Genomic DNA, 21396 nt, shown 5'->3' with positions numbered 1-21396 from the left:
ATTAGCAGTTCGCGCGTAAAGGAGAACTGAAGATAAGGGCTAAACCGCGAGAGAGGAGGTTCGTTCCGCTTCGCGCCCAACGTCTCAGAGATGAGATGCGGCGAGTGCCCCCCGGCCGGGTTAGCCCGCCCGGGGGTTGCAGACCCCGCTCATGCGGCGACCGCGCGCGAGGTCAGACGTGGGCGGGACCACCCGCACCCGCCCGAAGCCGCCGAAGGCCGCCATCTGTGCCTCGTTCGCCACGCTGCAGATATCGGGTCCGAACTCGGGCGCCACGCCTACGCCGGACATCCGGTACACCACCGTCTCGTTGCTGCGTCGGAAGAAGCCGTTGGGCCAGCCGCAGCTTCCGGTCTGCTGCCCTGACATGGCGAGGCGCGGCACCTGGCGCACCTTGGAGAAGCCGCCGAAGGCGGCCATCTGGGCCTCGTTCTGCACCTGGCAGTAATAGTCGCGCGTGTACTGGTACATCACGGCGGGACGGTCTGACTGGCGATAGAAATTGCCGGGCTGCGTTTGCGCGGCGGCACCGAACAGGGGCGCGATCAGCATCAGGAAGAGCAGGAGGGAGGCAAGGCGCGGCGATGCCATGGGCGCAGTTCCTTCGTCTCGTCGTGATGGAGAACGCCGCCGGAAACAGTAGCGGTGCCAATCACTAAGATCGAAACGATGTCGGTGCGAACGTCATGTGTCAATGAGGCGGATAGCGACCAGGGCGCCATCGGGGATGGTGAGCCGGGCGGGACTCGAACCCGCGACCACATGATTAAAAGTCACGTGCTCTACCAACTGAGCTACCGGCCCTGGCAGCGCGCCGGTCGGAACCGGCGCACGGCGCGCGCTGCCTCATGGGGCAGAGCGCGCCGCTCGTCAATCAGCCCGAGGGCGGATTGTAATCGCTGATCAGGCGGGGTCGGCCGCCACGCGCATGCGCACGATCTTGTCCGGCTCACGCACCATGCCGGACTGGCCGGCGCCGCGCTTGATCTTGTCCACGGCGTCCATGCCGGCCACGACCTGGCCCCAGATGGTGTACTGGCCGTCCAGGAAGCTGCCGGGCGCGAACATGATGAAGAACTGGCTGTTCGCGCTGTTGGGGTCCTGGGTGCGGGCCATGCCGCAGGTGCCGCGCAGGAAGCGCGCGCGGGACGGCTGGCTGAACTCGGCGGGCAGGTTCGGCAGGTCGGAACCACCCGTGCCGGTGCCGGTCGGGTCGCCGCCCTGGGCCATGAAGCCCTCGATCACGCGGTGGAACACCACGCCGTTATAGAAGCCGCGGCGCGTCAGGGTCTTGATGCGCTCCACGTGCTGCGGCGCCAGGTCCGGGCGCAGCTGGATGGTGACGGTGCCGTCCTTCAGCTCCATCAGCAGGGTGTTCTCGGGGTCCTGGGCGCGCTGCGCTTCGGCTTCGGTGCTGTCGGACATGATGGCTCCGGCTAGGGGAATGGTGGCGAGCAGGGTCCGGCGGTCCATAGGACGCTCCCTATTCGTTGGGGGTTTTGCGGGCGACGCGGGCGAGGGTGCGCTCCAGCGTCAGCTTGGGGACGAAGGTCGAGATGTCGCCGCCAAGTTGGGCAACCTCCTTCACGAAGCGCGAGGAGATGAACTGATTGGTTTCCGTGGCCATGAGGAACACGGTCTCGATCGACTTGTCCAGGCGGTGGTTCATGCCTGCCATCTGGAGCTCATAGTCGAAATCGGTCACGGCGCGCAGGCCGCGGAAGATCATCTGCGCGCCCAGCTCCTTGGCCTGCTGCACCAGCAGCCCGGTGAAGGGGATGACCTCGATATGGGTGCCGGTGGCCGCGGCGATCTTGTCGGTCTCGGCCTTCACCAGCTCCACCCGCTCCTCGAGCGGAAAGAGCGGGCCCTTGCCGGTGTTGATGGCGACGCCGATCACCAGCTTGTCGACCAGCCGCGCCGCGCGGCCGATCACGTCCATGTGGCCATTCGTCACCGGGTCGAAGGTGCCCGGGTACAGGCCCACACGCTCACGCATCAGTTTCGTCCTCTCCCTGGTCGATCACGGGGAAGCAGCTGGTGATGTGCTCCCCTTCCTCCATGCGCAGCATCGTGACGCCCATGGCCTGGCGGCCCGTGATGCGCACCTGATCGGCAGGCAGGCGGATCAGTCGTCCGCCATCAGTCACCATCAGCACGTCGTCGCCGGGCTGGACCAGGAAGCTGGCGGCCACCGCGCGCCCGGTGCGGGCGGAGAAGCCGATATTCGTGATGCCCTGGCCGCCGCGACCCGTGACGCGATACTCGTAGGCGCTGGATTTCTTGCCGAAACCCTGGTCGGTGATGGTCAGGATGAACTGCTCGGAGGCTTCGAGCTGGGCGATGCGCTCGGGGCTCAGCGTCACCTCGGCGGCGACCTCGGCCTCCTCCTCGGCAACCGGGGCGACCTCGACCTCCTCGGCGCCCGCAGCACGGCGCTTGGCCCCGGCATAGCGCAGATAGGCCGCGCGTTCCTCGACCGAGGCATCCACATGGCTCAGCACGGCCAGGGAGATGACCACATCCTCGTTCAGCAGGCGGATGCCGCGCACGCCGCTGCTGTCGCGGCCGGCGAAGACGCGCAGCGTCTCGGTCTCGGCCACGAAGCGGATGCACTTGCCCGCGCGGGTCGAGAGGAACACGTCGTCGCCCTCACGGCAGGTGGCAACACCTACCAGCGCGTCACCCTCATCCAGCTTCATGGCAATGAGGCCGGAGGAGCGGACATTCTTGAAATCGGACAGGCGGTTGCGGCGGACATTGCCGAACACCGTCGCGAAGACGAGGTGCAGGTTCTCCCACAGGCTTTCGTCCTGCGGCAGCGGCAGCACGGCGGTGATGCCCTCGCCTTCCTGCAGCGCGAGAAGCTGGCGCAGGCTGCGGCCCTTGCCCGTGGTGCCGCCCTCGGGCAGCTGCCAGACCTTGCTGCGGAAGGCGATGCCGCGGCTGGTGAAGAACAGCACCCATTGATGGGTGTGCGCGACGAAAGTGCGCATCACCACGTCGGTCTCACGCGTGGCGGCGGCCGAACGCCCGCGCCCGCCCCGGTTCTGCGCGCGGAAGGTGTCCAGGCTGGTGCGCTTCACATAGCCGTCGCGGGTGATGGTCACGACCATCGTGCCCGGCTCGATCAGGCTCTCGTCGTCGAGGTCCGCCACCACATCGTCGATGCGCGTCTGCCGCGGATGGGCGATCTGCCCGCGCACGGCCAGCAGCTCCCCGGTCATCACCTCCATGCGGCGAATGTGGGAGCCCAGGATGTCCAGCAGGTCGCGGATCGTCTCGCCGACCTCGGTCAGCTCATTGGTGATCTTGTCGCGCTCAAGGCCGGTCAGGCGCTGCAGGCGCAGCTCCAGGATGCCGCGGGCCTGGGCCTCGGTCAGGCGCACCGTGCCCTCGGGGGTGATCACGTTGCCCTCGTCCTGGATCAGTTCCAGCAGCACGCCCACATCGCCGGCGGGCCAGTCGCGGGACATCAGGGCCACGCGGGCGGCGGCCGCATCGGGGCTCTCGCGGATGACGCGGATGACCTCGTCGATATTGGCCACCGCGATGGCCAGGCCGATCAGGTTGTGGCCGCGCTCCCGCGCCTTGGCCAGGCGATAGCGGGAGCGGCGGAGGATCACGTCCTCACGGAAGCGGATGAAGGCCAGCAGCGCGTCGCGCAGGCCCATCTGCTGCGGCGTGCCGTCATTCAGAGCCAGGAAGTTGACCGCGAAGCTGATCTGCAGCTGCGTCATGCGGTACAGCTGGTTCAGCACAACCTCGGCCGTCGCGTCGCGCTTCAGCTCGATCACGATGCGCAGGCCCTGGCGGTCGCTCTCGTCGCGCAGGTCGGAGATGCCCTCGATCGCCTTGGCGCGGGTCAGTTCCGCGATCTTCTCGATCAGGTTGGCCTTGTTGACCTGGTACGGGATCTCCGAGACCACGATCATCTGGCGGCCGCCGCGCATCTCCTCGATCTCGCAGGCCGCGCGCAGCGGGATGGAGCCGCGCCCGGTCTCGAAGGCGTTGCGGATGCCGCTGCGCCCCAGGATGATGCCGCCCGTGGGGAAATCCGGCCCCGGGATGATCTTCATCAACTCCTCGAGGCTGGTCGACGGGTCCTCGATCAGCTTCAGCGTGGCGTCGATCACCTCACCCGGGTTGTGGGTCGGGATGTTGGTGGCCATGCCCACCGCGATGCCGTTGGCGCCGTTCACCAGCAGGTTCGGGTAGGCGGCGGGCAGCACGCGGGGTTCTTCCGCGCTTTCGTCGTAGTTGGGCTGGAAGTCGACCGTGTCCTCGTCGATGCCTTCCAGCAGGGCCGCGGCCGATTTCGCCAGGCGCACCTCGGTGTAGCGCATCGCCGCCGGGGCATCGCCGTCCATGCTGCCGAAATTGCCCTGGCCGTCGATCAGCGGCACGCGCATCGAGAAGGGCTGCGCCATGCGCACCATGGCGTCATAGATCGCGCTGTCGCCGTGCGGGTGGAACTTACCCATCACGTCGCCGACCACGCGGGCCGATTTGCGGTGCGGCTTGTCGGCGGTGTAGCCGGCCTCATGCATGGCGAACAGGATGCGGCGGTGCACGGGCTTCAGGCCGTCCCGCGCATCGGGCAGCGCGCGGGAGACGATGACGCTCATCGCGTAGTCGAGGAAGCTCTTGCGCATTTCCCGCGCGATGCCGATGGGCGCGATGTCGTCGCGCGGGGCTTCGGGCGGGGTATCCGGTGTATCGCTCAAGGGGTGCTCTTGGCTTTCAGGGCATGGGCCGGCCTGCGGGAATCAGCCCGCACGCCACATTCGGTAATAATCGTATAGGCGTTCCGCGCGGCCTCGCCAACAGGCGGGAAGATCGTTGATTATGCGTCGTTTTTCTCAGGCAATGCGCGGTGCATCAGCTCGATCAGCGCCCGAGCCTGCCCGGCGGGCAACGCAGCCAGCGTCCGCGCATGCGCTTCGCGCGCCAGGGGCTCCATGGCGGCGAGGACGGAACGGCCTTCCGTTGTCAAAGCGCAACGCATTTCCCGGCCATCCTTCTCCCCACGCCGGCGGGCGATCAGGCCCCGGGCATCGAGCCGCGCGAGGGAGCTTGCGGTGGTTGAGCGATCCAGCGCCACGTCGGCCGCCAGCGTCGTCTGGTCCGCCTCGCCGCGCGCCGCGATCGCGCTCATCAGGCTGTATTGCACGGGGGTGACGTGGAAACCGGCCGTCAGTTCCGAAAACAGCGCCACATGCAGCTGGTGCAGGCGCCGGATCAGATAGCCGGGTCGTTCCGCCAGCGGCCATGGTGCCGAGGAATGGGGCGGCTGATCCAGATCAATGCTCAAAGCCGCGCCAGGGCGGGTGTCATGGTCCATCGGAATGCCTTCTGCCGCATTGCGCCCCGGCAAGGCGGCGATCAAAACCTTCAGTGCACGTAACATCTGCTGGAGCCTGTGACCATGCCCTTCATGACCCGTCGCGCCGCGCTGGCGCTTGGTGCCGCCCCGCTGGTCGCGCCCCTGGCCATGCCGGCCGTGGCGCAGACCGCCAACATCAAGCTGACGCTGCCCTGGCTGGCCCAGGGCTCCACCGCCTATGCCTATATCGCCAAGGAGATGGGTGCCTTCACCCGCCGTGGCCTGAATGTGGAGGTCAGCCGCGGCTTCGGTTCCGTCGCCGCCGCACAGGCCGTGGCCCAGGGCCAGTTCGACTACGCCATCGTGGGCGCGGGCCCCGTGATCCTGGCCGCCGCGCGCGGCCTGCCGATCGTGGGCACCGCCACCGTCAACTACGACATGACGATGGGCATCGCGCTGCGTGAGGACAGCCCGATCCGCACCGCGAAGGATCTGGAAGGCAAGAAGCTGGGTGCGGTGCCGACCAGCGCCGAATTCCCCTTCTGGCCGGCCTTCGCCCAGCGCGCCGGCATCAACATGGCCGGCATCACGGTCGTGCAGATGGACAACCGCGTGCTGGAGCGCGGCCTGATCGACCGCCAGGTGGACGCGATCACCGCCATCGGCTCCTCCTCCATCCCCGTGATGCAGGCCCAGCGCGCGGCGCACCGCTTCATCCCCTATTCCTCGGCCGGCGTGAACTTCTACGCCAACGTCATCTGCACCCGCCCCGAGGTGCTGGCCGCCCGCAAGTCGCAGGCGGAAGCCGTGACCGAGGCGCTGCTGGAAGCCGCCGCCCTGCAGCTGAAGGAGCCGGAGCGCGCCATCGACATGTTCATCAAGCAGGTGCCCGAGATCGGCATCACCCAGGGCGGGCGTGAGAACGCGCGTCTGTCCCAGGGGCTGATGCAGTGGACGATGCTGGCGCCCGAGGCGATGGACCATGGGCTGGGCTACACCGACATGGCCAAGTGGAACGCCATGACCGACCTCGTGATGCAGTACGGCGCGCCCAACGACGCCCGCCGCCCCGCGCCCGAGAGCCTGATCAGCAACGACTTCGCCGGCAAGATCAAGCTGAACGCCAGCGAGTGGGGCACGATCCGCACCAACCTCGCGCCCTTCGGCGCGATGCTGGGCTGAACCCGATGATCAGCCTGCGTGGAGTTCGCAAGACCTATGCCTCGCCGGCCGGGCCGGTGGAGGCGGTGGCCGGCGTGTCCTTCGACATCAAGGAGGGGGAGTTCGTCTCCATCCTCGGGCCGTCGGGCTGCGGGAAATCCACGCTGCTGATGATGCTGGCGGGGCTGGAACATGCCTCCGCCGGCACGATCGAGGTCGCGGGTGAGCCGCTGACGGGCCCGCGCCGCGACGCGGGGCTGGTGTTCCAGGATGCCACGCTGCTGCCCTGGCTGTCCGCGCGCGACAACGTGCTGTTCCCGATCAAGATGATGCGCCTCGAACGCGAGAAATACGTCGCGCGTGCCGAGGAACTGCTGCGCTCGGTCGGCCTCGGGGATTTCATGGACAAGCGCCCGCGCGAGCTGTCGGGCGGCATGCGCCAGCGCGTCGCGCTCTGCCGGTCGCTGATCCATGAACCCTCGATCATGCTGATGGATGAGCCGTTTTCCGCCCTCGACGCGATTACCCGCGATGAGATGGCGCTGGTGCTGCTCGATCTCTGGGCGCGGCATCGCAAGACGGGCGTGTTCATCACCCACTCGATCCGCGAGGCGGTGCTGCTGTCTGACCGGGTGCTGGTGATGACGCGCCGCCCGGCCGTGGTGGTGGCCGACGTCGCCATCCCCTTCGCCCGCCCGCGCGACGAGAGCATCCAGGACACCCCCGAATTCAACGCGATCGTGGCCCAGCTGCGCGGCATGATCGAACACAGCATCAAGGCGGCCGCATGAGCGACATGGCCCTTCCTGCCACCCCCAACCAGCCGCGCCTGTCGCTGGCCGGCCATTGGGTGTCGCAGATCCTTCTGCCGGTGGCATTCGCCGCCGTCGTGCTCGGCCTGTGGGAAGGCCTAGTGCGCTGGTATCAGGTGCCCGAGGTCATCCTGCCGCCGCCGAGCGTGATCGGCGCGCGCATCGTCTCCGCCTGGCCGTTCCTGCTGCAGCATTCCCTGCCCACGGCGATCGAGGCGACGGTGGGCTTCCTGATCGCGGCGGCCTTCGGGATCGTGCTGTCGGTGGTGCTGGTCTATTCGCGCTGGGCCTATGTGGCGCTGTACCCGAACGTCGTGTTCTTCCAGTTGATCCCCAAGATCGCGCTGGCGCCGCTGTTCATCGTGTGGCTGGGGATCGGGTCATCCTCTCGCCTCGCTTTCTCGGTGTTCATCGCCTTCTTCCCGGTCGTCATCTCGACGCTGACGGGGCTGAACTCCACGCCGCCCGACATGCTGCGGCTGTGCAAGGCGCTGACGGCGAAAAGCTGGCAGGTGTTCCTGTCCGTGCGCTTCCCCTACGCGCTGCCGCACATCTTCTCGGGGCTGAAGGTGGCCGTCACCTTCGCGATCATCGGCGTGATCGTGGGTGAGTTCATCACTGCCCAGGCGGGGCTCGGCTACCTCGTGCTGTTCGCCTCCAGCCAGGCGGAAACCCCGCTCATTCTCGCGGCCATCGCCATGCTGTGCGTCGTGGGCCTCGTGCTCTACGGCATCGTCGCCGGCGCCGAACGGCTGATCCTGAAACGCTACGGCCACTAATCAAGGAATAACGCCATGCAATACGACCTCCTCCTCAAGGGCGGCCATGTGATCTGCCCGGCCTCGGGCATCGACGGCATCCGCGACGTGGCGATCAAGGACGGCAGGATCGCGGCCATCGAGGCCGAGATCATCCCCAGCGCCGCCGCCCAGGTGACGGATGTGAAGGGCAAGCTGGTGCTGCCCGGCATGATCGACACCCACGCCCACATCTATACCTATGTCTCGGGCCGCTTCGGCCTGCCGGCGGACATGGCGGGCGTGCAGTCGGGCGTGACCAGCCTGATCGACCAGGGCGGGGCGTCCTGCATGACGCTGCCGGGCTTCCGCGAGTTCATCGCCAAGCCCGCCAAGTCCCGCGTGTTCAGCTTCATCAGCGCCTATGTGGTGGGCGGGCTTGAGGGCCACTACTACCCGACCCTGTATGGCCCCGAGAACGTGGACGTGGACGCCACCATCAAGATGGCGCACGCCCATCCGGGCCTCGTGCGCGGCGTGAAGGCCCATGCCGAACTCGGCGGCATCGCGCGCTACGGCCTTGAGGTGCTGAAGAAGGCCGCCCAGATCGGGCGCGAGGCCGACCTGCCGGTCTATTGCCATTTCGGCCAGCTGTGGCCGACGCCCACCGGCGGCAACAACGGCGTGGACCCGGACGAGATCCTGCCCCAGGTGGTGCCGCTGCTGCGGGAGGGCGACATCCTCGCCCACCCCTTCACCCGCCACCCGGGCGGCTTCGTGGACAAGCGCACCGGCAAGGTGCACGCCATCGTCCAGGCCGCGCTCGACCGCGGGCTGAAGGTGGATGTCGGCCACGGCAGCCATTTCAGCTTCAACATGGCGCGCATCAGCCTGGATGCCGGCATCATGCCGGACACGCTGGGGGCGGACATGCACGGCTACAACACCCGCATGCCGGCCCCGGGCACGCCCGACCAGCATTCGGACCCGGAGGAGGATCACCCCTTCGCCGGCAAGGCCCGCTTCTCGCTGACGCTGGCAATGAGCGAGATGCTGGCACTCGGCGTGTCGATGGACCAGGTGGTGCGCATGGTCACCACCGGCCCCGCCGCCATGCTGCGCATGCAGGATGAAGGCATCGGCACGCTGCGCATCGGCGCGATCGCCGATGTGTCGGTGCTGGATGACGCGCGCGGCCGGTTCAAGCTGCAGGACAATGAGGGCACGGTGGTCCTGACCGACCGCATGCTGACCCCCGATTTCTGCCTGCGCGAAGGCGTGCGCTACGACGCCGACGCGCCGATCCTGCCGCAGACCGTCGCGGCCTGATGCAGCCCAAGGGCTTGGCCGAAGGCGTCGGCGCGCCGGTTCTGCGCAAGGAGGACGGGCGCTTCCTGCGCGGGCGCGGACGCTATGTGGGCGACATCGCCTATCCCGGCATGCGCGAGGTCGCCTTCCTGCGCAGCCCGGTCGCACATGGGCTGATCCGCTCCGTCACCAAGCCCCGAGGGTATGAAGCCCAGGTCTTCACCTGGGATGACCTGACGGGCGTGCAGCCGATCCGCGCGCCTTCCGCCCTGCCGGGCTTCCGCAAGTCCGACCAATACCCCCTGGCGCATGGGCGGGTGCGGCAGGTGGGGGAACCCATCGCGATGGTGATGGCGGCATCCCGTGCCGAGGCCGAGGATATCGCGGAGCTGATCGAGCTCGACATCGAGGAACTGCCCGCGGCCACCGACATGCTGGCCCATCGCGCGGGGCCGCCCATCTTCGACGGCTGGCCCGACAACGTCGTGCTGCAGGCGCTGGTGGATGACGACATCAGCGACGTGCAGGCCCCCATCGTGGTGCGCCGCAGCCTGCGCACCGCGCGCCAGCACATGGCGCCCATGGAAGGGCGCGGGGTGGTGGTACGCTGGGATGAACGGCTGAACCAGCTGGAGATGCACACCTCCAGCCAGATGGTGCATGTGACCAAGACCGGCTTGGCGGAATGCCTCGGCCTGCCCGAAGCATCGGTGCGCATCATCGCCCCCGATGTGGGCGGCGGCTTCGGCTACAAGGGCATCCTGCTGCAGGAAGAAGTGGCGATGGGCTGGCTCGCCCAGCGGCTTGGCGGGGTGGCCCTGCGCTGGATCGAGGACCGGCGCGAGGCGCTCTCCGGCCAGGCCAATTGCCGTGAGCATCACTATGATATCGCGGTCCATGCCGACCATGATGGGCGCATCCTCGCCATTGATTGCGAGGCGCATGTCGATAGCGGCGCCTATTCGGCCTACCCGTTCAGCGCCTGCCTGGAGGCCGCGCAGATCGGCTCCATCCTGCCTGGCCCCTACATCGTGCCGCGCTTCCGCTGCAGAACCTGGAGTGTCGCGACCAACAAGCCGCCGATCCTGCCCTATCGCGGCGTGGCGCGGACGGGGGTGTGCTACGCGCTGGAAACCACGCTCGACGCAGTGGCGCGCAAGGCCGGCATTTCCCCGGTGGAACTGCGCCTGCGCAACCTGCCCGGGCCAGAGGCGATGCCCTACGTCAACATCACCAAGAAGATTTTTGATAGTGGTGATTACCCCGAGGCGATGCGCCGCGCCGCCGAGGCCATCGACGCTGCGGGCTTCCCGGCACGGCAGGCGGCTGCCCGTGCCGAGGGAAGGCTGATCGGGCTCGGCTTCGCGGTGTTCTGCGAACAGGGCGCGCACGGCACATCCGTCTATCACGGCTGGGGCATTCCCTTCGTCCCTGGTGCCGAGGCAGCCCAGGCGCGCCTGACCCCCGATGGCGGGCTCGAGATCCGTGTGGGTGTGCAGAACCACGGGCAGGGCATGGAAACCACCCTCGCCCAGGTCGCGCATGAGATGCTGGGCATCCCGCTGTCGCGCATCCAGATCGTGCATGGCGACACCGCCATGACGCCGTATTCCACCGGCACCTGGGGCAGCCGCAGCGCGGTGATGGCCGGCGGTGCGGTGGGCGATGCCTGCGCGCTGCTGCGCGAGAGGGTGCTGGCCATCGGCGCGCATCTGCTGCAGGCCGAGGCGGTGGAATACCGCGACGGCGCGATCCACGCGGGTGGTGCTTCCGTCACGGTCGCGGAGATCGCGCGGGTGTTTCACCGCGCCCCCCAGCAATTGCCGCCCGCGATGCAGACCATGAGCCTCGAAGTCACGCACGGCCACAAGACCGAGCGCGACACCGGCACCTTCAGCTACGCCGCCCACGCGGTTGAGGCCGAGCTGGATGCCGCGACCGGCCAAGTGAAGCTGCTGCGCTACCTGATCGTCGAGGATGGCGGCGTGCTGCTGAACCCGCTGGTCGCCGACGGCCAGGTGCTGGGCGGCACCGCCCAGGGCATCGGCACCGCCCTGTATGAGGAAATGCCCTATGACGCGGCGGGGCAGCCCTTGGCCTCCACCTTCGTGGATTACCTGCTGCCCGGCGCGGGCGAGGTGCCCGACATCGAGATCCTGCACATGGAAACCCCGAGCCCGATCAGCCGCTTCGGCCAGAAGGGCATCGGCGAGAGCGGGGCGATCGGCCCCCCGGCCGCCATCGTGAATGCCATCAACGACGCCATCGCGCATCTGGGCCGGGAAGTGACGGATATTCCCGCCACGCCCGAGCGCATCCTGGCGGCACTGGCATGAAGCCCGCCTCCTTTGACTACGCGCCGGTGGAAACGCTGGGCGCGGCATTGTCTGCGCTTTCGGCCCAGGGCGCGAAGCCGCTCGCGGGCGGGCAGTCGCTGGCGCCCACCATGAACCTGCGCCTGGTGCGCCCGCGCGTGCTGGTGGACGTGAAGGCGCTGCCGGGCATGCGGGAGGTGACGGAGACGGCGGCCGGGCTGCGCCTTGGTGCGGCCGTCACCCATGCCGAGATCGAGGACGGCGCGGTGCCCGACGTGACCTGCGGCTTCATGGCCCATGTCGCGCGCGGCATCGCCTATCGCGCCGTGCGCAACCGCGGAACCATCGGCGGCAGCCTGTGCCACGCCGACCCGGCGGCGGATTGGCCGAGCTGCATGGTCGCCCTCGGCGCGACGATGATCGCGGCCGGGCCGGGCGGCGAACGCCGCATCGCGGCGCGCGACTGGATGCGCGCGCCCTTCGTCACGGCGCTTGCGCCCGGCGAGATGCTGCTGGCCGTGGAGATCCCACGCCTGCCCCCCGGCTCACGCTGGGGCTACGCCAAGATCAACCGCAAGGTGGGCGAGTTCGCCTCGGCACTCGGCATCGCGCTGCCGGGCGTGATGGTGGCGGGCGCGATCGAGGCACCGCCCGCCCTGCTGCACGCCATAGAGGGCATACCCCCGCTCGCGGCCGTGGCCGTGACGCGCGCCGTCGCCATGAGGGACGCATGATCGCGCTGACCGTAAACGGCGAGGAACGCCGCCTCGACACCCCCGCGCGCACCCATCTGGCCGACGCGCTGCGCGACGGCTGCGGCCTGACCGGCACCCATATCGGCTGCGAGCAGGGGGTGTGCGGGGCCTGCACCGTGCTGGTGGACGGCAAGCCCGCGCGTTCCTGCCTGCTCTATGCGCATGAGGCGGCGGGCAAGCCCGTGACCACCATCGAGGGGCTGGACGACGACCCGGTGGCCGAGGCCCTGCGCGCGGCCTTCAGTCGCCATCACGCCCTGCAATGCGGCTATTGCACGCCGGGGATGATGGTGACGGCGCGCGACATCGTGCTGCGCCTGGGCGCGGTGGATGAGGCCCGCATCCGCGAGGAACTGGCCGGCAACCTCTGCCGCTGCACCGGCTATCGCGGCATCGTCCGCGCGATCGCCGAGGTCGCGGCGAACCGCCCGGCCGCACCGGCTGCCGCACCCCGGCGTGAGGCGCCGAAAGTGGCCGCCCCCGCCCAGGCGCCGGCACCCGCGGTGGAACTGCCCAACCGCATCGAGCACCGGGAAACCCTTTCTGTTCCGTTGCCGGCCGCCTGGGCCATCCTGTCGGACCCCGCCAAGGTCGCGGCCTGCCTGCCGGGCGCGGTGCTGACGCGGCATGAGGGCGCGCTGCTGGAAGGCCGCTTCACCGCGAGCCTGGGGCCGATCTCCGCGAGCTTCGCGGGGCAGGGCGAGTGGGCCTGTGGCGAGCATGCCGGCAGCGTGCGCGGCCGTGGCCGGGACGGCGCCAATGCGGCCGAGGGCATGGTCGAGTTCAGCCTCTCACCGGCTGCGCAGGGATCGGTGCTGGATGTCGTGCTGTCCTGGCGGCTGACCGGGCCGCTGGCGCAATTCTCGCGCCCGGCGCTGCTGCGCGGGCTGGTGGCGGGGCTGGCGGACCAGTTCGCCCGCAACCTGGAGCGCAGCGCGCGTGGAGAGGCGCCGGCGAAGCGCCTCTCGATCTGGGCCCTGATCCGGGCCTGGCTGACCCGGCGTTAGCCGCCGAAGGTCCGGTTGTCGCCGGGCCGCAGGCGCAGGTCCGGCCGCAGGTTGGTGAAGGGCAGGGTGGCGGGGTCCGCCACCACCGGGCCGGGGGCCACGGCCACGATCACCTTCTCGGCGATCGGCTGGAAATGCGCGCGGAAATGCACGCTGCTCTTCACCGCCACGATCTTCATCTCGGCGGGTTCGATGCCCACGCTGCGGAACGCCTCCTGGTCATGCGCCTGCATCTTCAGGGAGGTCAGCACCACCTGAACGCCGGGCGCCACGCGGATGCGGGCGCTCGGCCCCAGATTGGCGCGGTTGCCGCCGCCCATGGGGCCGGAGAGGGTGTATTTCCCGTCCGTCAGCTTCTCGACGGTGGCCGTCACCTCCAGCGTTGCCTCGCCGCTGGCCCCACCCAGGGTCAGGCGCAGCGTCGCCCCCTCGCCGGCCGCGTGGCAGGCGGCGGCGGAACGCGCATCGTTGAAGATGGCCAGCGCGGCACCCTGGGCATCCTGGCGGATCAGCTCCGCCAGCAGGCCGGTGGTGTCACCATGGCCGCCGCCGCCCGGATTGTCCTGGGTATCGGCCAGCACCACGGGCCTCGCGGCGTTGGAGGAGATGCGGATCGCTTCCGCCACCGCCTCCTCGGCCGGCAGCACGCCGCCCTGGAAGGCGCTCTCCTTTGCGTTGACGGCGGCCAGGAACGCATCGGCCGCTTCCTGCGCGCGCTCGCCGAAGGCCGAGATGGCCTGGCCGCAGCCGGGGAAATCCGCATAGGGGAAGCCGAAGCAATAGGCGAGTTCCGCCACGCCGTATTCGGCCTCGATGGCGGCGCGGGTGTCCATCACGCCCTGCATGGGCTCGACCATGGTGCACTGGCTGGTGATGGGCAGCAGGAAGTCGACGACGCGATGCGCCTTCTTCCAGGGGCCTTCGCCCTTGGCCCGACGCAGCAGCAGGCGCATGGCCTGGGCGCCGGCGAACTTCATGTCCACATGCGGATAGGTGCGGTAGGGCACCAGCGCATCGGCCATCTCGGTCATCAGCGCGGTCATGTTGCAATGCGGATCGAGGCTGGCCGTGATCGGCACCTCGGGCCCCACCACGGCGCGGACGCGCCGCAGGATCTCGCCCTCGGCATCGGGGAAATCGTCGCTGACCATGGCGCCGTGCAGTTCCAGGAACACGCCGTCCAGCGGCCCGGCATCCAGCGCGCGTGACAGGGCGGCCACGATCAGCGCGGTGATGCGCTCGAAGGCCTCACGCGTGACGGGGCCCGCCGGGTTGGCGAAGCCCCAGGCCAGCGGCGCGATCTCGCAGCCGGCTTCCTCGGCCGCCGCGATGGCGCCGGCCGTGGGCATGGCGCTGCCGCGCAGATTGTCCAGCAGCGTCTCGGGGTGCTGCAGGCTGGGGAAGCCGCCCGTCTCGATAAAGTCCCGATAGCGCGTCGGCAGGGGGGCGAAGGAATGGCTCTCGTGCTGGAAACCACCGATGGCGACGCGCATGCTTACTCCTGTTCAGCGGGGACGGTTCACGTAGTCCCAAAAATCGAAGGCGAAGTCCTGTTGCGGACGGACACCCAGATGACAGGTGAAACAGGGCCGCATAGAGCCCGCCGTGTCCATCCCCGCCTGGCGCGATAGATCAGGATTGAAGCGGGCATATTCCCAATTGCCGTTGCGGATGTCGGCCGGGTAGCCCTCTCCCCAACCGTCGCGTTTTTCCTGCACGGACAACAGGAAAGGCGTGGGCTCATACATGAAGCGGCCGCGCAGGTCGCGCAGCGGGTTGCCCTGGGCGTCCAGCCGCGCGCGGTGGTCGGCCATCACGATCATGGTACCGCTGGGCAGCGGCGCGCCGGGGGTCGCGGCCGCCAGCGCCTCAGGGTTCACGTAGAATCGGCGGACGATCTTGCGCTGCTCATTGTCGATGCTGCTGTAGTTGAGGAAGCGCGTGGCCCAGTCGGCGGGCATGGTGATGTTGAGCGGCCCCGGCGTGTAGGGCGGCGGTGCCTGGGCAGGGGCCGGGGTCGCCCCCGCGATCAGCAGGGCGAGGACGATGGCTGGGCGCATGATGGCTCCTGGCTCTCTCGGGGTTTCCGGCCGGGCCAGCATGGGCCCTTTCGTCAGCCCGGCGCCAGCCCCGCATTGGCCGTGGCGATCACGGCATCGGCCAGGACGCGCAAACCCTTCTCGGACCATTCCCTGGAAATGGATTCGGTGGGGTGATGGCTCACTCCGCCATGGCAGGGGATGAACAGCATCACCGCGGGCATGCGCGACGCGGCGTGATAGGCATCATGGCCCGCCCCCGAAAGGATATCCCGGTGCCGCGCGCCCAGGCGGGCTGCCGCGTCGCGCAGACGGGCGGCCAGCGCCTCGTCGAACACCACCGCCGGGAAAGACCAATAGGGCTCGCGCCGCACCGCCACCTGGCGGCGCCGGGCGATGGCGGCCATCGCGGCATCGGCCTCGGCCAGCAGGCGGGCCAGAACCGCATTGCTCGGGTGGCGGTATTCGAAGGCGAAGCGCGCGCCGCCCGGCACCACGCCATCCGCCCCGGGGTCCGCCATGAAGCGGCAGACGGTCATGCGCCCCTCGGGCGCGATGCGGTGCAGGATCGCCTCGCCGGCCGAGATCATCTCGCAGGCGGCCAGCACGCCGTCGCGGCGCATCTCCATGGGCGTGGTGCCTGCGTGGCTGGTCTCGCCCGTGACGGTCACGAGGGCGCGTTCGGTCGCGAAGCCGCCCGTGACGATGCCGAGGTCATAGCCCTCCGCCTCCAGCACCGGGCCCTGTTCGATATGGGCCTCGAAATAGGCGGCGGCGTCGCGCAGCAGGGCGGGGTCGGCCTGGCCGGCCCAGGCGCCGAGCGCCTCGCCATAGGGCTGGCCGTCATCCATGGCAGGGGCCGCGAGCACGGTGGCTTCCTCCAGCACGCCCATCGCCCCTGCCGCGCCGATCATGGAGGGGCTGAACCGGCAGCCTTCCTCGCTGGTCCAGTTGACCAGGATGATTGGGGCCTCGGTCCGCATGCCGCTTTCATGCAGGGCATGGAGGATTTCCAGCCCCGCCAGCACGCCATAGGGGCCGTCGAACTTGCCGCCGGTGGGCTGGGTGTCCAGATGGCTGCCGATCAGCACGGGCGGGCGGGACGGGTCGCGCCCCTCTGCCCGCAGGGCCATGTTGCCGAGGCGATCGACGCTGAGCGTCAGCCCGATCTCACGCCCCCAATCGGCCAGAAGCTGCCGCGCCTGCCCGTCCAGCGCGGACAGGGCAGGGCGGTTGTTGCCGCCCTCGGGCGTGGCGCCGATCCGCGCCATCGCCATCAGCCTGTCCCACAACCGGTCAGGCGAGAGCGGCAGGTTCATCACACGACCTCCGCCGTGGCCAGCACCGCGTCGGCCAGCACCTTCAGCCCGGCCTCGGCCCATTCGGGGGTGATGCTCTCGGCCTCGTTGTGGGAAAGGCCGCCGTGGCAGGGCGTGAAGATCATCACGGTCGGCACATGGCGGGCCATGTACACCGCGTCATGCCCGATGCCGGTCGGCATGGTCTTGAACTTCAGCCCGCGCGCCTTGGCCGATTCCTGGCAATGCGCCACCAGCTTCGCGTCGAAGGGCGTGAGCGGGCTGTACCAGAAATCCTTCACCTCGAAGCCCAGGCCGCGCTCCGCACCGATGGCCGCCGCCGCGTCGCGCAGCTTCTGCGCCATCAGGTCCAGCGCCGGGGCGTCGGAATGGCGGGTGTCGACGCTGAACCACACATCATCGGGCGCCACGTTGCGCGAGGATGGGTGGATGCGCATCTGCCCCACCGTGGCGCGACCGGGTTCGCCATCGGGCGCCAGGGTCGTCAGCGCGATCTCCTCCAGCGCCGAGATCAGCTTGGCGGCGCCCATCAGCGCATCCTTGCGGCCCGCCATGGGGCTGCCGCCATGGGCGTTTTCGCCGGTGACGACCACTTCCAGCCAGTTCTGGCACAGGGCGCGGTCCACCACGCCCAGCTCCAGCCCCTCATCCTCCAGGATCTTGCCCTGTTCGATGTGCAGTTCGAAATAGGCGGCGCAGTCGCGCAGCATGGTGGGGTCCGCCTCGCCGCGCCAGCCGATGGCCTCCAGCTCCGTGCCGAAGACCGCGCCTTCCTGGTCCTGCTTGGCCAGGATCTCCTCCTCGGTGAAGACGCCCATCGCCACGCCGCTGCCCATCATGGGGGGCGCGAAGCGGGCGCCTTCCTCATTGGTCCAGTTGATCAGCAGCAGGGGGGCGCGGGTCTGGATGCCGGCCTCATGCACCGCACGCATCAGCTCAAGCCCGGCCAGCACGCCCAGCACGCCGTCGAACTTGCCGCCGGTGGGCTGGGTGTCCAGGTGGCTGCCGAAGGCGATGGGCTTCGCCTTCGGGTCGGTGCCTTCGCGCCGCAGCATCATGTTGCCGATGCGGTCAACCGTCAGGGTGCAGCCTGCCTGCTGCGCCCAGCGCGCCAGCAGGTGGCGGCCCTGGTTGTCCACCTCCGTCAGGGTCTGGCGATTGCTGCCGCCCTTCGCGGTGCCGCCGATTTTCGCCATTTCCATCAGGCTGTCCCACAGGCGGGCGCCGGACAGGGGAAGGTTGCTCGTGCTCACAGCTTTTCCACTCCACACCATTCGGCCATGGCGAGGGCAATGGCGCGGGTCACGCCATGGATGCTCTCCACGCCGACATTCTCATCGATGCCGTGAATGTCCACGGCGTCAGGGCCGAACACGGCGGCCGGGATACCCTGTTCCAGCACGAAGTGCCGGGCATCGGTCAGGCCCCGGCACTTGTATTCGCGCAGCTCCCGGCCCGTGGCCTCGGCGAAGGCGCGCTGAGACAGCTTGAAGATCTCGGCGCCCTGGTCGAACACGCAGGGCTCGGCCATGAAGCCGCGGAAGTCCACGCGCACCTTGCAGCCCTTCAGGCGCGGGTCCTCGGCGGCCACGGCCACCAGTCGCTCGATGTCCGCCTTGGTGCGGGCCGCGCTGTAGCCCATCATCACGCCCACCCGCAGCCCGATGCGGCAGCGCGTGGCGACGGAGCTGTTCCACTCCCCGCCCTCGATGGTGCCGAGGTTGACGTTCACCGGGTGGTTCACCCCGTGGAAGCTCGGGTGGATGTTCTCGGCGCGGTTGCGCTCGCTTTCGTAGTCACGGAATGCATCGGCGATCACGTTCGCGGCCTCGATCGCGTTCACGCCGTCATGCTTCTGGCTGACATGGGCGGGCTTGCCGCTGACCGTCACCCAGGCCCAGACCACGCCGACCTCGGTGGTCATGATGGTTTCCATGCCCGGGCCGGGTTCGGGGATGATCACGGCATCGCATTTCGGCAGGGCCAGCATGCAGGCGGCGGCGCCGTTGCCGGTGCATTCCTCCTCGATCACCGCCTGCAGCTGCACTTCGGCCGCGGGTTGCAGGCCCGCGCGCTGCAGGGCGGCGAAGGCCGTCAGATAGCTGGCGATGCCGGCCTTCATGTCGCCCGCGCCGCGCCCATAGACGCGCCCGTCGCGGATCACGGGCTGATAGGGCGGGGTCTCCCACATGTCGGCGGCACCCTCGGGCACCACGTCCACATGGCCCTGCAGCACCAGGGAGCGCCCGCGCTTCTCGCGCGGGGTATGGATGGCCACCACATTGTCCCGCCCCTCATAGGGAACCAGCGGCGGGGACCAGATGGGGGCGTCCGTCGGCACGGTCGGGATGCGCCGAGGCACCAGGCCCAGCGCCTGGTACTGCCGGGCCATCTCGTCCAGTGCCGAGGCCTCATTGCCCAGCGTGCTGGGGCAGCGGACCAGGCGGAACAGGGTGTCCAGGGTGGCGGACTGCAACTCGTCGCAGGCGGCCAGGATGGCGCGCTTGGCGCCGGGGTCGATCGTAACGCTCATGACAAGCGGGAGTATGGCGCCCGCCGCCACGGGTGCTAGCCTCCCTCCCCATGAAAGCATTCGCCCATCCCGACGAGGCGCTGCATGCGCCGCAATTCTTCCTCACCCGTGGTCGTTTGCGCGGCAATTTCGAGATCCCGGCCCGGGCGGCCAGCCTGCGGCAGGGGCTTGCCTCGCTGGGGCTCGCGCCCGAGGCGCCGGCCATGGGCACGGCGGTGGACGCGGCGCGGCTGCACGACCCCGACTATATCGCCTTCCTGGCCGAGGCCGCGGAGAAATGGGCCGAACTGCTGGACCCCGGCCCGGAGGTGGTGCCGAACATCCACCCCTCGCCCGAGATGCTGGCCCAGAGCAGCACGAAGCCTGCCCACATCATCTCCCGTGCCGGGGCCTATACGGCCGATACGGCCTGCCCGATCGGGGCGGGCACCTATCAGGCCGCCATGTCGGCCGTGGGCTGCGCGCTGGCAGCGGCCGAGGTCGCGGTGGCCGGCGGCACCGCCTATGCGCTGTGCCGCCCGCCCGGGCACCATGCCTATGCCGCGCGGGCGGGCGGGCATTGCTACATCAACAACTCGGCCCTGGCGGCGCAGCGCCTGCGCGATGCGGGCGCGGCCCGGGTGGCCGTGCTGGACATCGACAGCCACCATGGCAACGGCACGCAGGGCATCTTCTGGGACCGCACGGATGTGCTGACCATCTCGATGCATGGCGATCCGGGGCAGTACTACCCCTGGTATGTGGGCTTCGCCGACGAGGTGGGGGCGGGCGAGAACCTGAACCTGCCGCTGGCCTTCGGCACCGGTGACGAAGGCTGGCTGGAGGCGCTGGGCGTGGGCCTCGCCCGGCTGCGCGCCTTCAAGCCCGACGCGCTGGTGGTGGCGCTGGGCTTCGATGCCTCGGAGCACGAGCCCTTGGCGTCGCTCAAGGTCACGGAGGAAGGCTTTGCCCGCGCGGGTGCCGCGATCTCGGCGCTCGGCCTGCCGACGGCGATCTGCCAGGAGGGCGGCTATGCCGTGGACCATCTTGGCCATCTGCTGGCGCGCTTCCTGGGGGCCTGGAAATGACCCTCTGCCTCGATACCCATATCGACATCCGCTGGCCTGAGCCGCCGGACTGGGCGACCGAGACCAGCATGCTGGTGGACATGCCCAAGATGAAGCGTGGCGGCATGTCTGCCGCTGTGTTCATCGCCTATGTGCCCCAGGGCAAGCGCGATGCGGGCAACCATGCCCAGGCGGGCGCGCGGGCCGAGGCCATGCTGCGCCACATCCGCGCGCGCGGCGAGGCACCGGGCGCGCGCTTCTGCGCCACGCCCGATGAGGTCGAGGCGGCCTATGCCGCCGGCGACACTGCGGTGCTCTCGGCGGTCGAGAACGGCTTCGCCATGGGCCATGACCTGTCCCGGCTGGCGCTGTGGCGCGGGCTGGGCGCGCTGTACCTGACCATGACGCATGACGGGCACAACGACCTGTCGGACAGCGCGCGCCCCAAGCCCGCGCTGGGCGACGCCCCGCAGGAACATGGCGGGCTGTCGGCCCTGGGCGAGCAGGCGGTGGCTGAGATGAACCGCATCGGCCTGATGGTGGATGTCAGCCACACCTCGCGCGCCGCGATGCTGCGCCTGGCTGAGTTGAGCCGCACCCCGGTGGTGGCCACCCACACCGCCTGCACCGCGCTGTGCCCGCACCCGCGCGGCATCGACGACGAGCAGCTGGACGCGCTGCGCGCCTGCGGGGGGCTTGCGCAGATCACGGCCGTGCCCGCCTTCCTGAAACAGCCGCCGGCAGGCGAACCCTCCCGCGCCGGGGTGTCGGAAATGGCGGACCACATCGACCATGCGGTGCGGCGCATCGGCCTCGACCACGTCGGCATCAGCAGCGATTTCGATGGCGGCGGCGCCGTGCATGGCTGGGCCAATGCCGCCGAAACCCAGGGCCTGACCGAGGAACTTCGCCAGCGCGGCTATGGCGAGCGGGAGATCGGGCTGCTCTGGAGCGGCAATTTCCTGCGGGTGTGGCGGCAGGTGCTCAGGGGTTGTTAACCATGGGCGGCCAGGATCGGGCCATGCGAAGCATTCTCCC

The 21396-nt window shown here is 69.3% G+C and carries 19 protein-coding genes and 1 tRNA gene; 9 read left to right on the top strand and 11 right to left on the bottom strand.

The features are described 5' to 3' along the window. Nucleotides 1-120: 120 nt before the first annotated feature. From EOD42_RS13285 to EOD42_RS13260, 6 genes are all read right to left on the bottom strand, one after another. Nucleotides 121-591, bottom strand: coding sequence for a hypothetical protein (locus EOD42_RS13285; RefSeq protein ID WP_127788025.1), 471 nt, complete (start codon nucleotides 589-591; stop codon nucleotides 121-123). 137 nt (nucleotides 592-728) lie between these two features. Then, a tRNA-Lys gene (locus EOD42_RS13280) sits at nucleotides 729-804 on the bottom strand. 99 nt (nucleotides 805-903) lie between these two features. Continuing rightward, nucleotides 904-1473 carry a peptidylprolyl isomerase gene (locus EOD42_RS13275; protein WP_164867921.1) on the bottom strand — a complete coding sequence of 190 codons (570 nt, stop codon included), beginning with the start codon at nucleotides 1471-1473 and terminating at the stop codon, nucleotides 904-906. 10 nt (nucleotides 1474-1483) lie between these two features. Next, nucleotides 1484-1999 carry a pantetheine-phosphate adenylyltransferase gene (coaD, locus tag EOD42_RS13270; protein WP_127788024.1) on the bottom strand — a complete coding sequence of 172 codons (516 nt, stop codon included), beginning with the start codon at nucleotides 1997-1999 and terminating at the stop codon, nucleotides 1484-1486. Next, entirely contained in the window at nucleotides 1992-4727 is a 2736-nt protein-coding gene (gyrA, locus tag EOD42_RS13265) for a DNA gyrase subunit A (RefSeq protein ID WP_127788023.1), read from the bottom strand. Before gyrA ends, coaD begins: the two co-directional genes overlap by 8 nt. A gap of 119 nt (nucleotides 4728-4846) precedes the next feature. Next, nucleotides 4847-5410 carry a MarR family winged helix-turn-helix transcriptional regulator gene (locus EOD42_RS13260; protein ID WP_206020349.1) on the bottom strand — a complete coding sequence of 188 codons (564 nt, stop codon included), beginning with the start codon at nucleotides 5408-5410 and terminating at the stop codon, nucleotides 4847-4849. A 27-nt stretch (nucleotides 5411-5437) separates the two neighbouring features. Between EOD42_RS13260 and EOD42_RS13255 the strand changes: the two genes are divergently transcribed. The 7 genes from EOD42_RS13255 to EOD42_RS26605 are packed head-to-tail and all read left to right on the top strand — an operon-like array spanning nucleotide 5438 to nucleotide 13421. Next, entirely contained in the window at nucleotides 5438-6508 is a 1071-nt protein-coding gene (locus EOD42_RS13255) for an ABC transporter substrate-binding protein (RefSeq protein WP_164867920.1), read from the top strand. Nucleotides 6509-6513: 5 nt separating this feature from the next. Continuing rightward, on the top strand, nucleotides 6514-7278 hold the full coding sequence (locus EOD42_RS13250; protein WP_127788021.1) for an ABC transporter ATP-binding protein: 765 nt from the start codon (nucleotides 6514-6516) through the stop codon (nucleotides 7276-7278). After that, nucleotides 7275-8078: an ABC transporter permease gene (locus EOD42_RS13245; RefSeq protein ID WP_127788020.1), complete on the top strand. Its 804-nt coding sequence runs from the start codon at nucleotides 7275-7277 to the stop codon at nucleotides 8076-8078. Before EOD42_RS13250 ends, EOD42_RS13245 begins: the two co-directional genes overlap by 4 nt. 15 nt (nucleotides 8079-8093) lie before the next feature. Further along, nucleotides 8094-9365: an amidohydrolase/deacetylase family metallohydrolase gene (locus tag EOD42_RS13240; protein WP_127788019.1), complete on the top strand. Its 1272-nt coding sequence runs from the start codon at nucleotides 8094-8096 to the stop codon at nucleotides 9363-9365. Next, entirely contained in the window at nucleotides 9365-11680 is a 2316-nt protein-coding gene (locus EOD42_RS13235; protein ID WP_127788018.1) for a xanthine dehydrogenase family protein molybdopterin-binding subunit, read from the top strand. Before EOD42_RS13240 ends, EOD42_RS13235 begins: the two co-directional genes overlap by 1 nt. After that, nucleotides 11677-12393, top strand: coding sequence for an FAD binding domain-containing protein (locus EOD42_RS13230; protein ID WP_127788017.1), 717 nt, complete (start codon nucleotides 11677-11679; stop codon nucleotides 12391-12393). Before EOD42_RS13235 ends, EOD42_RS13230 begins: the two co-directional genes overlap by 4 nt. Continuing rightward, complete coding sequence (locus EOD42_RS26605; protein ID WP_127788016.1) at nucleotides 12390-13421, top strand: 2Fe-2S iron-sulfur cluster-binding protein; 1032 nt, start codon at nucleotides 12390-12392, stop codon at nucleotides 13419-13421. Before EOD42_RS13230 ends, EOD42_RS26605 begins: the two co-directional genes overlap by 4 nt. Here the strand turns inward: EOD42_RS26605 and EOD42_RS13220 are convergent. Genes EOD42_RS13220 through EOD42_RS13200 form a run of 5 tightly spaced genes read right to left on the bottom strand, consistent with a single transcriptional unit; the run spans nucleotide 13418 to nucleotide 19312 of the window. Then, nucleotides 13418-14914, bottom strand: a complete 1497-nt coding sequence (locus EOD42_RS13220; RefSeq protein WP_127788015.1) for a M81 family metallopeptidase — start codon at nucleotides 14912-14914, stop codon at nucleotides 13418-13420. The two genes, EOD42_RS26605 and EOD42_RS13220, sit on opposite strands and share 4 nt — an antisense overlap. A 12-nt stretch (nucleotides 14915-14926) precedes the next feature. Beyond that, a complete protein-coding gene (locus EOD42_RS13215) occupies nucleotides 14927-15481 on the bottom strand; it encodes a cytochrome P460 family protein (RefSeq protein ID WP_164867919.1) in 555 nt (184 codons plus the stop codon). A 53-nt stretch (nucleotides 15482-15534) separates the two neighbouring features. Beyond that, entirely contained in the window at nucleotides 15535-16779 is a 1245-nt protein-coding gene (locus EOD42_RS13210) for a M20 family metallo-hydrolase (protein ID WP_127788013.1), read from the bottom strand. Further along, nucleotides 16779-18032, bottom strand: coding sequence for a Zn-dependent hydrolase (locus EOD42_RS13205; protein WP_240655156.1), 1254 nt, complete (start codon nucleotides 18030-18032; stop codon nucleotides 16779-16781). The genes EOD42_RS13210 and EOD42_RS13205 overlap by 1 nt, the downstream gene beginning before the upstream one ends. After that, the gene (locus tag EOD42_RS13200; protein ID WP_127788011.1) at nucleotides 18029-19312 is read right to left on the bottom strand and encodes an ArgE/DapE family deacylase; all 1284 of its coding nucleotides are present in this window, start codon (nucleotides 19310-19312) and stop codon (nucleotides 18029-18031) included. The genes EOD42_RS13205 and EOD42_RS13200 overlap by 4 nt, the downstream gene beginning before the upstream one ends. 50 nt (nucleotides 19313-19362) lie before the next feature. Between EOD42_RS13200 and EOD42_RS13195 the strand changes: the two genes are divergently transcribed. Both EOD42_RS13195 and EOD42_RS13190 read left to right on the top strand, forming a co-directional pair. Next, nucleotides 19363-20379, top strand: a complete 1017-nt coding sequence (locus EOD42_RS13195) for a histone deacetylase family protein (protein ID WP_127788010.1) — start codon at nucleotides 19363-19365, stop codon at nucleotides 20377-20379. Continuing rightward, nucleotides 20376-21356 carry a dipeptidase gene (locus EOD42_RS13190; RefSeq protein ID WP_127788009.1) on the top strand — a complete coding sequence of 327 codons (981 nt, stop codon included), beginning with the start codon at nucleotides 20376-20378 and terminating at the stop codon, nucleotides 21354-21356. Before EOD42_RS13195 ends, EOD42_RS13190 begins: the two co-directional genes overlap by 4 nt. Nucleotides 21357-21396: the final 40 nt, after the last annotated feature.

Origin of the sequence: Rhodovarius crocodyli (genome assembly GCF_004005855.1) — a bacterium.
GTDB classification, from domain to species: domain Bacteria; phylum Pseudomonadota; class Alphaproteobacteria; order Acetobacterales; family Acetobacteraceae; genus Rhodovarius; species Rhodovarius crocodyli.
The sequence above is the reverse complement of the archived record's forward strand: the minus strand, read 5'-3'. Positions and strand labels throughout refer to the sequence as shown.